The sequence below is a fragment of the Dialister succinatiphilus YIT 11850 genome, assembly GCF_000242435.1.
Taxonomy (GTDB): Bacteria; Bacillota; Negativicutes; order Veillonellales; family Dialisteraceae; genus Dialister; species Dialister succinatiphilus.
This window is the reverse complement of the sequence record NZ_JH591187.1, coordinates 618,461-632,823: the sequence shown is the minus strand read 5'-3', so window position 1 is coordinate 632,823 and position 14,363 is coordinate 618,461. Positions and strand designations below refer to the sequence as shown.

Here is a 14,363-nt window from a genome sequence, read left to right as displayed (position 1 = left end):
TGAAGATTTTCTGATTCTGAATCTATATTTTACCATTCCTGTCACGTCTCTATCAACCACAGGAATCAGCCTGTTCCTGTTTATACAGGGAACGCCCGGTATTTTCTTCCAAAGGCAGCGCCTATACCTGCCCTAAAAGGGCAGAGCTGAAATCCCCTGTTCCTGCCGCACCAGGACCCTTCAAGTATGATATACTTAAACCATAACTATTTATCTTTAAACGCTTATGCAGGAGGAAATCATGCAGATAGACAGCGCTGTATTATATATGATTGTAAAAAAACTCAAAGAAAAGCTGGATTCCTGTCAGGTACGGCAGGTGCACCAGATAGATAACCGCATTATGGATTTAGAGCTTTTCTGCCAGGACGGAGATATTGTAAGTCTTATCATCAACACCTATAATCCGCCTCTTCTTTACCTTACGGGCAGGGCAAAAAACAGGAAGCAGTACTCCCCTTCCCAGACCTTCTGTATGACCCTCAGAAAATATCTGGAAGGGAGCCGCCTGTCCAGAATCGAACAGGCAGATATGGACCGGGTCGTATCTCTTTCCTTTGACCGTATCGAAGCAGGCAGTGAAATCGTGACCCGCACCCTCTGGGTGGAACTTCTCCCTGCTTCCCCCAACATAGTTCTTACGGAAGGAAATACAATCATAGATGCCTGTCTCCGGGGCAAAAAGCTGGACCGTCTCCTGGTGCCTGGAGAGACCTACAGTCTTCCGGGACGCTCTGCCCGCATGGATTTCATGAAATTTAACAAAGCAGAAATAAAAAACATTCTGGATTTTTCCAAAAATGAAGACATCCCTTTAGACAGCTGGCTCTTTTCCAAGTTTAACGGTTTTTCCCGTTACCTAGCAGACGAACTGGCCCATGAAAGCAGGGTGCCTGCCGACCTCTCTCTTTCTTCCATGACCGAAGAGGAAGAAAATCGTGTAGTCACCGCCCTGTGTGCTCTTTCCTCGGCCATTGCCAAATCCGATGTCCTATATATATATAAGAATGAAAAAGGAAAGAAATCTGCCAGCCCCGTTCCTCTTCACATGATGAAGCAGGAGCCGGAAAAAGCAGATGTCCTCCCCTTTATAGAAAAAGAGGCGGAAAGCGGAGCCGGTTCCATCAGTCAGGCTGTACAGGACTACAAAAAGCAGCTTCATACTCTTATTAAAAGAGAAGAAAGAAAGAAAAGAAAAATAGGAGAAGAAATGGAAGAAACGTCCCGTATGGACCAGTACAAGCTCTGGGGCACCCTCCTTTCCATCTATGCCTATGAAAAAATCAACCACCGGACTTCCCTTACCCTTTCCAATCTGTTCAAAGATCCGCCGGAAGATGAGACCATACCGGTGAACCCCCTTCTTTCCGTTTCCGCCAACAGCCAGATGTATTTCAAGAAATACAATAAAATGAAAACAAGGACTGCCATCGGAAAGGAAAAGCTGGACGAATGCGATAAACGACTTACCTATCTGAATGATACTCTTTACTTTGCCGAACAGGTTACCACCAAACAGGAACTGGAAGCATTAAAGGAAGAGCTGAAGAATCTGGGTATTGATAGAAAGCAGGGACAAAGGAAAAAATCTGGGAAATCGAATAAAAAATCCCAGGCCCCCCAGATAGAAAACCGTATGATTGACGGTTTTCGGGTATGGTTTGGCACCAGTAATACAAAGAATGAATATCTCACCCTGCATAAGGCGGCAAAAACCGATGTATGGCTCCATGCCAAAGCCATTCCCGGTTCCCATGTAGTGATTGAAGCATCCGGTGATACCATTCCTGAAGACACCCTGGTGAAGGCTGCCGCCCTGGCCGCCTGGAACAGCAAAGGAAGAGATTCCGGTAAGGTGGATGTGGACTATACCCTTATCCGCTATGTGAAGAAAATTCCCGGAGGCCCGCCGGGGCTGGTGAACTATACCCACCAGAAAACACTGACCGTAGTACCGGAAAATGTGAAGGAAAATGAATAAAAAATACAGAAAATTTTTTGAGTCCCCCTGCCTAAAGGCACCAATGCGGCGGTGTTCTCAATGACCTGGGATGGAATACAAAAGCAGCGCTCTTTTTCTTTCAAGGGCGCTGCTTTTATATGGTCCTGCTTATCACTTGAATTTTTAAAGTGTTTTTCATGAACGGTTTACTCTATATTGCGGCGATGCTAAAATCAGATAAAGAAAGAACCCTGTATCCTATATCTGTAAGGAGGAAACCCTATGAATAAAAAAGAAGAAACAGTGCATGCCCATAACTGCGGCTGCTGCCACTGCCATCACCAGCATCACGAAGAAAGTCATGTTCATGAAGATGATTCCGGAAGTGAGAATGAAGGAGAGGAGAGCCATCATCATGGCTGCTGCGGTCATGACCACCACCATGAAGAAGAGCCCCTTCATCACGACCATTCCCATGATCCTGAAATGGCCAGGTATAAAGCGAACGAAAAAGATATTATGGAAGACGAGAAGGCCATTGATGCCGACGAACGGCGGGCCTTCGGCCATTTCCATGATAAAGGAATCCATCATCAAAAAGGCCACATGCCGAACTGCCACTGTTCTGCCTGTGTAGAGGAAGAGGACTGCGACATCTGTGGGAAAAGCCTTGACAGCTGCCGCTGTGATTTCCTTGGAAAAACCTACCACCGCTCCCTTTACCATATGGAGCATCTGGACTGCATGGAATGCGCCGCTAAAATGGAAGGGAAGATTCGGGAAATGCCTTCTGTTTTCTTTGCGGCCATTTCCTTCCGCAATAAGGAACTGCGCATCATTTCCAAAGAGGACCCCGATACCCTTTTGAAGGAAGTCCTTGCTGTATGCCGGAGCGTAGATGAATCGGTCGGTATCGTTCCGCCAAAAGATAAGTCCAATTACCGGACGGAAACTTATGAGATTCCTACTCTGGACTGCGCCGCCTGCGCATTGAAGCTGGAAAAGCTGATTAACCGCCAGCCCGGTGTTCTCTCCGCTTCCATTTCCTATGCCACCAAAACCATGAAACTCACCGCAGAGGATCCGGACAGCCTGATTCCGGAGCTTACAGAAAAGTGCAATGAAGTGGAATCGCCTACGGAAATCAAAAAGAAAGTACGTCCCCCAAAAACATCAATTTCTCCAAAGACAGAGGATATTCCTTTTTACAAAAAAATATTCACAGAAGAAGGACAGCTTTGGATTGGCGGCTTTTTCTTCGTTCTGGGCATGCTGTTCCACTATCATCCTGTCGAGGCTTTGGCTATGCCGGAACTGTACGGAAACATGCTGTTCTTTATTTCCTACCTTATTCTAGGCGGCCCCATTGTATGGACAGCCCTGAAAAATGTGACCCATGGGGAATTCTTCGATGAAACTTTCCTCATGACCATTGCCACCCTGGGAGCCTTCGGCATACAGGAATATCCTGAAGCTGTGGGCGTCATGTTCTTCTACCGCATCGGTGAATATCTGCAGGACCTGGCCAGCGACAGAAGCCGCAGCCAGATTATGGCGGCTGTAGACCTTCGTCCCGAGGTGGTTCACCGCATAACCGGGGATAAGATGGAAACACTTCCGGCGGAAGATGCCAGAGTGGGCGATATCCTTCTGGTCCGCCCCGGCGACCGTATCCCCCTGGACGGACTGATTGTGGAAGGAAGTACGGAAATCGATACATCTGCTATTACCGGCGAGCCGAAACCAGTAACTGCCAAAGAAGGCAGCCATGTAGACTCGGGCTGCGTGAATATGACCGGTACCATTAAAATCCAGGTCATGAAGATTCTTTCCGAATCCATGGTCAGCCGTATTCTGGATTCCATGGAAAATGCAGTGGCCAGTAAGCCGAAGATTGACCGCTTCATTACCCGTTTTTCCAGAATTTATACGCCCGCCGTCGTAGCAGCCGCCCTGCTGACGGCTGTGGTCCCTCCCCTTTTCTTTGGCGCTGACTGGGAAAAATGGATTTATACTGCCCTCACCTTCCTGGTTATTTCCTGCCCCTGCGCCCTTGTCATTTCCGTTCCTCTGGCTTTCTTTGCAGGCATAGGAAGAGCTTCCAAAGATGGCATTCTCTTTAAGGGCGACACAGTGATGGAAGTGATTGCCAAAATCAAAGCAGCTGTCATGGATAAAACAGGCACCATTACAGAAGGAAAATTCAAAGTCCGCTCCATCATTCCCTATGGGAAATATAAGAAAGAAGACATTCTTTCCCTGGCCGCTTCCTGTGAAATCTACTCCACCCACCCCATTGGAAAATCCATTGTTGAAGCTGCCCATGCAAAGGATCTCCCCCTGTGTCATGTAGAAAATCTTCATGAAACGGCTGGCCTTGGTGTGGAAGGCATGGTGGATGGGAAATCCGTTTATGCCGGAAACAGAAGCCTCATGGCAAAGGCCGGCATTTCCGAACAGGAACTGGATGCGCTTCATGGAGAAGGCACCGTGGTGTATATGGCAAAGGAAGGAAGCCTTCTGGGATGTATCACCATATCTGATGCACTGAAGGAAGATGCCTTTTCTTCCATCAGCGAAATCAAAAAATTGGGCGTTACGCCAATTATGCTGACCGGTGATAACCGGAAAAGCGCAGAAGCCGTGGCAGAAAAAGCAGGCATTTCTAAAGTATATGCCGGCCTTCTTCCTCAGGATAAACTTTCCATTATGAAAGACCTGCGCAGGAAGGAAGGATCCGTGCTCTTCGTAGGAGACGGTATCAATGATGCCCCTGTTCTTGCCGGTGCTGATGCAGGGGCCGCCATGGGAAGCGGCGCTGACGCCGCCATTGAAGCAGCCGATGTGGTTTTCCTCAATTCCGACGTCCATGCCATCCCCCAGGCCATCAAACTGTCCCGAAAAGTCATTTCCACGGCCTGGCAGAACGTGGCCTTCGCCCTCTTCGTCAAAATCGCCGTTATGATTATGGGCCTTCTGGGCTATGCCAATATGTGGGTAGCCGTGTTTGCAGACACCGGCGTCACCCTCCTCTGCATCCTCTACTCCGTACGTCTCCTTCGGATGAAACTATGAATGGCAGTGAGCTGGTGGACTAGTGAGCTGGTTGACTAGTGAGCTAGTGAGCTGGTGGACTAGTGGGCTAGTGGACTAGTGAGCTGGTAAAATAGTCAAATAAAAACAGCTGTGAAAATGATGAAACATTTTTCACAGCTGTTTTTTGATGAGAAATTTTTTAATAAAACCTATGGCGGTTCGAAGCTGCCTTGACATGGAGGGCAGCGGGCAAAAATCATAACTTTGGATTCATCAGCGAGGGCAGTATTACGGTGAATCAGCCGCCAAAGGGGGCTTCCCCTTCGCCCGCAGGGCGGTTTGCCTGTTTTCCCCGGGCGAAAGCCCGGTTATAAAGGTTTATTCCAAACTGGCGCCCCTTCTTTTGAAGGGCACCTACCAGAACCCTCAGCGGCGGAGCCGCTGTCAAACCCAAGAACCCTCGCGCCATAGGCGCGCCAAACTTCGGCCCGAAGGGCCGTCAACCCTCACGCCCGAAAGGGCGTGTCAGCAAAAGTCCTACTCCACGATTTCCGGCTTATCTCCCTCATCTTTTTCCTTATCTTTCGGGAATACCAGATTCAATACCATGGCCACAATGAAGACTACAGCCACACAGTTGTCAGCGAATACACTGCGGAAAAGATCGGGGAAAATGTGGAAAATCTGGGGTGTCTGGGTAAATCCCAAGCCGATGGAAAGGGAAAGGGCGGCAATGCTCATATTTCTCTGGGAATAACCGCAGTCCCCCAGCATACGGACACCGCTCACCACAATAGAACCAAACATCATGAGGGTGCAGCCGCCCAGCACCGCATTGGGCAGGGAAGCCAGAATGACGCCAAGAGCGGGAATGAGGCCTGCAAGAATCATGATAACCGCACCACAGCCGATAGCTTTACGGTTTACCACGTGAGTCATGGCAATGAGGCCTACGTTCTGGCTGAAGGAAGTAATAGGCATGCAGCCGAAAAGGGATGACAGGCTTGAAATGAAGCCATCCACTGCAATGGAGCCGGAGACTTCCCTGTTGGTGGGTGTCCTGCCAAAACCCATGGCTGCCAGGGCACTGGTATCACCCAGGGTCTCGGTGGCAGAAACAAGAAAAATAAGGAAAATCGAAAAAATCGCATCAGCATGAAATTCCAGGGGAACCGGAAGAATGGAGGGAACGGAAATAATAGATACCTGGCTGATACGGGACAAATCCACCATGCCGTAGAAATAGGCAGCTGCATAACCTACTACCAGACCAAAAAGAACGGAGAGCTGCTTATAGAAAGAATGGGCCTTCACGTTAAAAATCAGGCAGGAAACCAGGGTAATGGAACCTACAATGAGATATTTCGCATCGCCGAAATCGGGAGCGCCAAAGCCGCCGCCAAAGGAATTGGCCCCAATGGGAAGAAGGGAAAACCCGATGGCCGTCACTACGGAAGCAGATACAATAGGCGGCACAAATCTTTTCCACCAGGTGGCTCCAAGGCCAAGAATCCCTTCCAGCACACCGCCGATAAGGGCTGCCCCCAGTACGGCGCCGTAGCCGTACTTTGTACCAATGACGCAGGCCACCGATACGAAGGTGAAGCTGATACCCATAATGATGGGAAGGCCGCTCCCAAGCCGCCACAGCGGAAACATCTGCAGAAGAGAGCCCAGGCCTGCCACAATCATGGCGGACTGCACCAGGGCACCGGACTCTTCCGGCGACATTTTCACGGCTCCTGCTACGATAAGGATAGGCGCAATGTTGGCCACAAACATGGCCAGCACATGCTGCAGGCCGAAGGGCACTGCCTTGCGGACAGAAATTTCACCCTTCAGCTGGTAAATGGGGTCATTTGTTTTCATGGTCAGAAACCTCACCGGAATGTAATGGTGCCGGTAGCAGCATCCATCTTGTCAATGATAGCCAGGGACCTGACATCCACTCCTTTGGCACGCAGGGCATCACCGCCTCCCTGGAAGCCCTTTTCAATACAGATGCCTACGCCCTCTACGATACCGCCTGCCTGGGAAACCAGGTCCATCAGCCCTTCTACGGCGCAGCCGTTGGCAAGGAAATCATCCATAATGAGGATATGTTCACCCTGATTCAGGTATTTTTTGGAAACGACCACATGGTTCACTTTATTATGGGTAAAAGACTTCACTTCCGTTGTATATACTTCGGTATCCATATTGGAACCGGCCGACTTTTTGGCAAATACCACGGGCACGCCGAAATATACGGCTGTCAGGCAGGCAATACCGATGCCGGAAGCTTCGATGGTCAGAATCTTATCTATTTTCTTATGGGCAAATATATTTTTAAATTCTTTCCCCAGCTCACTGATAAAAGGCACATCGATCTGATGATTAAGGAAACTGTCCACTTTCAGTACGTTTCCCGGTTTAATCACTCCATCGGTCAGTATCTTCTTCTGTAACAGATTTAATTCGGATGCCATCATTTCTGCTCCCTTTCTCATACCCAAAATATAAAGATAGTATTAACTTATTGTATCATGGCAGGCAAATCAATGCAAAAAAATCAGGAACTATGGAGTTTTCAACCATAGTTCCTGATTTTTTCCGGATACTGTCAAAGGATTGCCTGATGGAACAGTTTTTCCAGGTCAGCCCATTTCATCATGCCGTCTTCATTTTGCGAAATCCCGTGAAAAGTTAAAGGATACCTAAGAGGCGTCACATCTTCCCGAGGTACGGTGATATGACGGATATCCCGGGAAGCAGGATAAAGGAGGCAGGCGGATCCATAAAGAATTCCGTCAGTTCCCCTCCATTTTTCAATCACCAGTTTCACGCCGAAGGGAACCCTTCCTTCCAAAGACTTGGGCAGCTCATAGGGATAGGTGCCCAATGCGGAAAGAATAGCCGTCATATTGGAGTCATGGCCGCAGATGAAGGAAAATTTCCGGCTGTTTTTCATTTCCCTCTCCATCATACGGACCAGAGGCATCGCCATGTAACGGGCGGCCTGGGGCTCCCCATAGAGGAGAATTCCAAAATCATCTTTAATGCGGCCGATTTTTTTCCAATCTTCAAAGGTCGTGGTGTGGCCAAAAGCAGCTTCCCTGTCATCTTCCGTTTCATAATAGCGGATTAAAAGGGAGTCTGCCAGGGAATGGGCCGTTTTCAGGGATCCCTTCATCTTCGGCTTCTCGCCGCTCTTCATGGTGATCTGAAGGTCTTCCGGTACAAATCCTTTGAAATCTCCCTTTTGGGCGTCCGGTGAAGAATATATATCCAGTATCTTTTCCAATTCCCGGAAATCACTGTTCATTTCTTCTTTATTGGCAGAAAGGAAAGAACGAATCCAGATATCTTCCCCCTCGCGGACAGCAGAAAGAGTATTCCTGTCCAGCGTATCCGGCAGCTTTGTATCAAAGGCGGGATCTTTCGTCCCTTCCATCTTGTGATGTACCCTGATATTGGCTTCTGGAGCGGCGCCGGCAGCAAAATAACGGGCGGTGGCAATGGTGCGCTGGTCCGAATCGGCGTAAAAATAGGAAGCCTTCCCTTCCCAGTCCTTCGGTGACATCATGAAATTTTCCCGAGTCAGTTCATCTTTCACCGACTCCCCCATCATCGTTTCTACAAGGCCGCCCCGGTTGGACAGATATCCCGGAGGAATTTGGGAATCCTGCCACTGGTGAGGCGTCAGATTCTTCCTTTTTTCGCTGTCCGTTGCCATGGGAGAACGCAGATTATGGCGGCTGAAAATAACAACTTTCTGAAGTTCATAGTTCTGGTGAAGTCCTACCCTGGCTTCTGCAGGAAAATCAGGCACAAGCGCCAGTGAAAGGGCAAGGGCGGAAATCATAAGTCCCGCCGATTTTTTACAGGAGCCAAACGATCGAATCCATCTGGAAATAAACATATTTCCTCCTTCCATAGACTGAATGATGCATTTCAGTAAAAAAGGCTTCACGGAGGAAGCCTTTTCTATCATTCTTTATTTGACTAATCCGCCATAATCTTTCAGCATCTGGTACACATGGTTCTTTTCTTCTTCCGACGGTTCTACAATGGGAAGACGGAAATGGCCGCCAGGCTGACCGATGAGGTTGACTGCCGTCTTGACAGGAATCGGGCTGGCAACGAAGAACATACCTTTCATAATAGGATACATTTTCAGATGAAGGGCTCTTGCCTTTTCCAGATCTCCCTTTTCAAAAGCATCCACCATAGCCAGAAGATCATCACCAATCACATGGCTGGCAACAGAAATGACCCCTACGCCGCCTCCTGCCAGAATAGGCAGGGTGAATGCGTCGTCGCCGCTGTAAATCATGAAATCATCGGGCAGCAGAGTCTTTTCCTTCGTTACCTGGTCCCAGTTGCCGGTGGCGTCTTTAATACCTACCACATTGGGGCATTCATCCACAATCCGCTTGATGGTTTCCGGCTGGATGGATACACCGGTGCGCCCCGGAACATTGTAGAGCACAATGGGCAGATCCACATGTTTGGCAATAGCGCGGAAATGCTGGTACATACCTTCCTGGTTCGGTTTCACATAGAAAGGAACAATGGCAAGAGCGCAGTCAATGCCCGTTTTCTTTGCTTCCCGGCCGAACAAAATGGTATCCCTTGTGCTGATAGTGCCGATATTTCCCATAACGGGAACTTTTTTACCCGGTGCATTCCTGCCTACAGCATCCACAATGGTTTTATAAAGTTTCAGTTTTTCTTCCGTGGTCATGGTGGCGCCTTCACCGGTGGTGCCGCCTACCAGAATGCCTTCGGAACCGTGGGCTACCAGGTGCCTGGCCAGTGCAGCCGCTCCTTCATAGTCTACGGAACCATCTTCAAGAAATGGAGTAATCATGGCGGTAATGACCCGTCCAAATTTTGCTGTTGCCATTTTTTAGTATCTCCTTTGATATATGTTAGTAAGCTGGTGGGCTAGTGAGCTGGCAGCTGGGGAAAATCAGCCACTAGCAAACCTTCCCGCCCACTGGTATTTAGTAGCGTTTCTCCTACATACTATTCTTACCGAGATCCTTCGCTTCGCTCAGGATGACGGTGGGAGGCAGCCTGTCAATCTTAAGAACCTTTCCCCTCTGCAATAAGATCCAATATTAAATCATATCATGATTCATCATGTACTCTGCAATCTGCAGTGCATTGAGGGCTGCCCCTTTGCGGATCTGATCACCGCATACCCAGAGATTGATGCCGTTTTTGCAGTACAGATCCTTTCTGATGCGGCCTACAGCCACATCGGTCTTATTGGAAGTGTCAAGAGGCATGGGATAAACCATATTCTTGATATCATCCACAAGAACAGCGCCTTTGAAGCCCTGAACAGCCTTCTTCACCTCATCGGTGGAAAGGGGCCTTTCTGTTTCAATATAGATGGATTCTGCATGGCTTCTGATAACAGGCACCCTCACCGCCGTCGGCGTAATGGCGATGGTGTCATCATGGAAAATCTTATGGGTTTCATTCACCATCTTCATTTCTTCCTTGGTATATTCATTGTCAAGGAAAACGTCGATCTGAGGTATCACATTGTAAGCAATCTGATAATGCTTAGGCAGGCTGGCAGAAGGAAGGATCTTCGGTTCATAGGTCTCCCCCTTCGCAATGGCTGACGCTTCATCCAAAAGCTCATCAATGCCATCCTTACCTGCACCGGAAACAGCCTGATAGGTGCTTACGATGATTCTCTTAATTCTGGAAATATCATAAATAGGCTTTAATGCCATAAGCATAATAATGGTAGAGCAGTTCGGATTGGCAATGATGCCCTTATGTTTGGCGATATCTTCCGGATTGATTTCCGGAATGACCAGCGGCACCTCCGGATCCATACGGAAGGTGGAAGAATTATCAATGACTACGGCTCCCCGTTTAGCAGCCTCCGGAGCCAGGGTCTTGCTGATGCTGCCGCCTGCAAAAAGTGCAATGTCGATATTTTCAAAAGATTCCGGCTTTGCTTCTTCTACGGTGTATTCTTTCCCTTTGACCATCATCTTTTTCCCTGCAGACCGTTTCGATGCCAAGAGTTTCAGGGAAGCAAACTGAAAATCCCTTTCTTCAAAAAGGCGGATGAATTCCTGTCCCACAGCGCCGGTAGCACCAAGGACTGCCACTCGCGGAAGTTTACTCATAGAAACACCTCATTCCAGATAATTTTCCAAACCATAAACAAAGCCCTTGACAGTCATGCATTTTTTGCAGGCCAGCATGACACCGGGCATGAAAGACTTGCGATCCAAAGAGTCATGACGGAGAGTAAGGATTTCACCATAACCGCCAAAGAGCACTTCCTGATGAGCTACGTAGCCGGGAAGGCGGACAGAATGGATGGTAATCCCTTCATACTTGCCGCCCCTTACACCAGGGAGGCTTTCCTTTGTTTCATCCGGTTCCGGAGCCTTTGTTCTTGCGGCTGCCATCTTTTCCGCAGTGAGCTTGGCCGTACCGGAAGGAGCATCATATTTATGGTTATGATGGAGCTCAATGATTTCTGCATTGGGCATGTATTTGGAAATCTCAGCCGAAACCTTCATGAGAAGGACAGCCCCCAGGGAGAAATTAGGAGCCACCAGTCCATTGGCACCGGATTTGTTGGCAATTTCAGACAGTTCTTTTCTCTGGTCAGCGGTGAGGCCGGTTGTACCGATGACCATATTCACTCCATGAGAAAGGACGAACTTCGCATTTTCATAAATCACCTTCGGGCTTGTGAAATCGACGACCACATCCGGCTTCTTTACCTTAAAGGCTTCCTCAAGATTAGGGGAAATGGTGATGCCATTGTGGCCGATGCCCACTACCTCACCCAGATCTTTTCCTGCAGCAGCAGGATCCACTGCGCCGGCAATGGCGAGTCCCTCTTCAGCCATTACGGAACGGACCACTTCACTGCCCATGCGTCCGGATGCGCCGTTTACTAAAACTTCAATCATGCGTAACTCCTCCTTCTATGGCTCTATAGGCAAAAATTCCCTATAAGGCATTTGTTAGTTTGAATCTATGGTAGTATAAATTGACAATAACGTCAATACAGGAAAAATATATTTTTTATATATGGAAAAGATTTGGGACACCCTATGGACACGCCAGAGCGGCCCGGGTTCAGAGGGTTCAAAAGGTTCAGAGGGTTCAAAGGGTGGTGATGGCGGCTGGCGCCGCAGGTTGTGTAGAAGGGTTGTGTTCGCTTCGCTCAGGGGGCGACAGCGCCTGCGGCGCTGAGGGTTGAGGTATCGCCCTATCGGGCGATAAGTATTATAATGCCGCCTTTCGGCGGTCACGTCCACATCGAGTATCATAATCATTCTTACCCTCGCACATACCGACTTCGCTGGATGGCGTCTCACTGGATTCGCGGGTCGCGGGGCTCCCCTATGAATCCAGTTCGCTTGCACACCCTTCGCCACTTCGTGGCCCTCTTCCCCTAAAGGGGACGCAAGAACGTTACGGGATTTACTTTCAGTGTCATATGGCTTGATTGGCATTCTGGTGATTAGCCGCTACGCGGCTCCCCCTTATCCGGCTGCGCCGGACTTTCTCCACGGGAAAGCGTGTCACACGATTCTCAGGTCGCTTTGCTCCCTTACGAATCGTGTTCCCTTGCCACCCCATCCGGGGGACAGAATAAATCGCTCTATGCTTTCCTGTAGAGACATGGCTCCATTGCTAAGCATCCATAGTGCCCCTGTGGAGGTCCTGCATAGGACCTACAAGTGGGGCGAAGTAAGGCGCCTAGCCTGCCCATTAAGACGCTTTCCTTTTGCCGCCCCACCGAACTGCGGGGGAAAGGTGGTGGCGCCAGCCACCAAAGGGGGATTGCATTTCCGACGCCCGACAGGGCGGTTGTAAAGGTTTTCGCCGCCAAAGGCGGCATAAGAAATGGCGCCGAAGGCGCCGTACCTCGCCAGCGCAGCGATACTATATAACTCCCGAGGGCGGGAGCCCGGAGCCCGTCCGGGAGGCGTCAGCCAGTCCCGGACAGAACCCTTGGCGCCCAGGGCCTGAGGCCCGGCGGCGCCATCAACCCTCGCGGCGAAAGACCACGGTCGGCCGACTTGCACATCCTATGCAGGATGTGCACATCAACCTTCGGGAATACTGGAAAGCACCGTCCCGATCCCGACCTAGGCCCTCCGCAGAGCACAAAAAAAGAGCCGCAGTTTCCTGCAGCTCTTTCTGCTCTTAGTCTTCAACAGGATATACGCTGACCTGTCTCTTGTCTCTGCCAAGACGTTCGAAAGCAATTCTGCCTTCTGCAGTAGCAAAGAGTGTGTCATCCTTGCCGATCTTAACGTTCAGGCCGGGATGGAGATGAGTGCCTCTCTGGCGAACGATGATGTTGCCCGGTTTAGCAATCTGTCCTGCGTGCATCTTTGTGCCAAGGCGCTGCGCGTTGGAATCGCGGCCGTTGCTTGTGCTGGAAGCACCTTTATGATGAGCGAATAACTGAAGATCAAAAAGTAACATGAAATTCACCCCTTTATGTCTAGAATCTTTAAATGGCGGGGGTACCGGGTTTCTACAGCTCGAAGACCGTGAACCATGGTTTGAAAAAGAACCTGGCTTTTTTCATCCTCCGGTGTGGAAATCTCCACATGCATGAAACCGAAGTCGGAATCATAGGTTCCTTCTCTATGAAGCACATCTTCCAGGCCGCCGGCAGTTGTCAATGTAATGGCACTGACCGCGGCACAGATGAGATCATATTCCCCATCCTTTTCATAACCATCTGCGTGTCCATGGATGGAAAAGCCTCTGTACAGCCCTTTCCCATCATGAAGCATTTTTACAGTGATCATTATGCTTCGATTTTTTCAATCTTTACCTTTGTGAAAGGCTGACGATGGCCCTGGCGGCGGCGGTAGTTGGACTTAGCCTTGTACTTGAAGATACGGATCTTGCGTTCCTTACCCTGTTCAAGAACCTTGCCTGTTACCTTGGCACCTGCTACGTTGGGCTGGCCAATCTTGACGTCATCTCCGGAAACCAGAAGAACTTCATCAAAAGTTACTTCAGCGCCTTCTTCAACGTCCAGTTTTTCGATGGAAATAACCTTGCCTTCTTCAACAACGTACTGTTTTCCACCGGTTTTGATAATTGCGTACATTTGTGCACCTCCTCTTTACTATACTCGCCGATGCAGGCAGCATTTCTGCATTTTCAAAGCCTTATTCGTGCGGTTGCGTCATGGCACCTATGTACAATGACTTGATTATTATACAAAAAGAAAAAGGGAATGTCAATAGAAATTTTGATTTCCAGACGCAGCGGAGAAAATCCCTGCCACCGGGCCTTGCGTCAGTCTGCCTGTTTTCCCACGGCCGAAAGTCCGATGGTACGGTTTTATACAAACTGGCGCCATGATGGACAAGCCTCAAAG

11 protein-coding genes are annotated in these 14,363 nt (G+C 49.3%); 2 read left to right on the top strand and 9 right to left on the bottom strand.

Annotation, left to right across the window (positions count from 1 at the left end):
- The first annotated feature begins 241 nt into the window (after positions 1-241).
- Positions 242-1,981: an Rqc2 family fibronectin-binding protein gene (locus tag HMPREF9453_RS02645; RefSeq protein ID WP_008859020.1), complete on the top strand. Its 1,740-nt coding sequence runs from the start codon at positions 242-244 to the stop codon at positions 1,979-1,981.
- 243 nt (positions 1,982-2,224) lie between these two features.
- Positions 2,225-5,017: a heavy metal translocating P-type ATPase gene (locus HMPREF9453_RS02640; RefSeq protein ID WP_008859019.1), complete on the top strand. Its 2,793-nt coding sequence runs from the start codon at positions 2,225-2,227 to the stop codon at positions 5,015-5,017.
- A gap of 498 nt (positions 5,018-5,515) precedes the next feature.
- Here HMPREF9453_RS02640 and HMPREF9453_RS02635 read toward each other — a convergent pair whose 3' ends face one another.
- The 9 genes from HMPREF9453_RS02635 to rplU form a co-directional block, all read right to left on the bottom strand.
- Positions 5,516-6,847 (bottom strand): uracil-xanthine permease family protein, encoded by a 1,332-nt coding sequence (locus tag HMPREF9453_RS02635; protein ID WP_008859018.1) that lies wholly within the window; start codon positions 6,845-6,847, stop codon positions 5,516-5,518.
- A gap of 11 nt (positions 6,848-6,858) precedes the next feature.
- On the bottom strand, positions 6,859-7,446 hold the full coding sequence (locus HMPREF9453_RS02630) for a xanthine phosphoribosyltransferase (RefSeq protein ID WP_148363710.1): 588 nt from the start codon (positions 7,444-7,446) through the stop codon (positions 6,859-6,861).
- Between the two features lie 134 nt (positions 7,447-7,580).
- Complete coding sequence (locus tag HMPREF9453_RS02625; protein ID WP_008859016.1) at positions 7,581-8,879, bottom strand: histidine-type phosphatase; 1,299 nt, start codon at positions 8,877-8,879, stop codon at positions 7,581-7,583.
- Positions 8,880-8,954: 75 nt separating this feature from the next.
- Entirely contained in the window at positions 8,955-9,866 is a 912-nt protein-coding gene (dapA, locus tag HMPREF9453_RS02620; RefSeq protein WP_008859015.1) for a 4-hydroxy-tetrahydrodipicolinate synthase, read from the bottom strand.
- 217 nt (positions 9,867-10,083) lie between these two features.
- Positions 10,084-11,118, bottom strand: a complete 1,035-nt coding sequence (locus tag HMPREF9453_RS02615; RefSeq protein WP_008859014.1) for an aspartate-semialdehyde dehydrogenase — start codon at positions 11,116-11,118, stop codon at positions 10,084-10,086.
- Between the two features lie 9 nt (positions 11,119-11,127).
- Positions 11,128-11,919, bottom strand: a complete 792-nt coding sequence (dapB, locus tag HMPREF9453_RS02610) for a 4-hydroxy-tetrahydrodipicolinate reductase (protein WP_008859013.1) — start codon at positions 11,917-11,919, stop codon at positions 11,128-11,130.
- A 1,246-nt stretch (positions 11,920-13,165) separates the two neighbouring features.
- Complete coding sequence (rpmA, locus tag HMPREF9453_RS02605; protein ID WP_008859012.1) at positions 13,166-13,450, bottom strand: 50S ribosomal protein L27; 285 nt, start codon at positions 13,448-13,450, stop codon at positions 13,166-13,168.
- A gap of 5 nt (positions 13,451-13,455) precedes the next feature.
- Entirely contained in the window at positions 13,456-13,782 is a 327-nt protein-coding gene (locus tag HMPREF9453_RS02600; protein ID WP_008859011.1) for a ribosomal-processing cysteine protease Prp, read from the bottom strand.
- On the bottom strand, positions 13,782-14,090 hold the full coding sequence (rplU, locus tag HMPREF9453_RS02595) for a 50S ribosomal protein L21 (RefSeq protein WP_008859010.1): 309 nt from the start codon (positions 14,088-14,090) through the stop codon (positions 13,782-13,784). The genes HMPREF9453_RS02600 and rplU overlap by 1 nt, the downstream gene beginning before the upstream one ends.
- Positions 14,091-14,363: the final 273 nt, after the last annotated feature.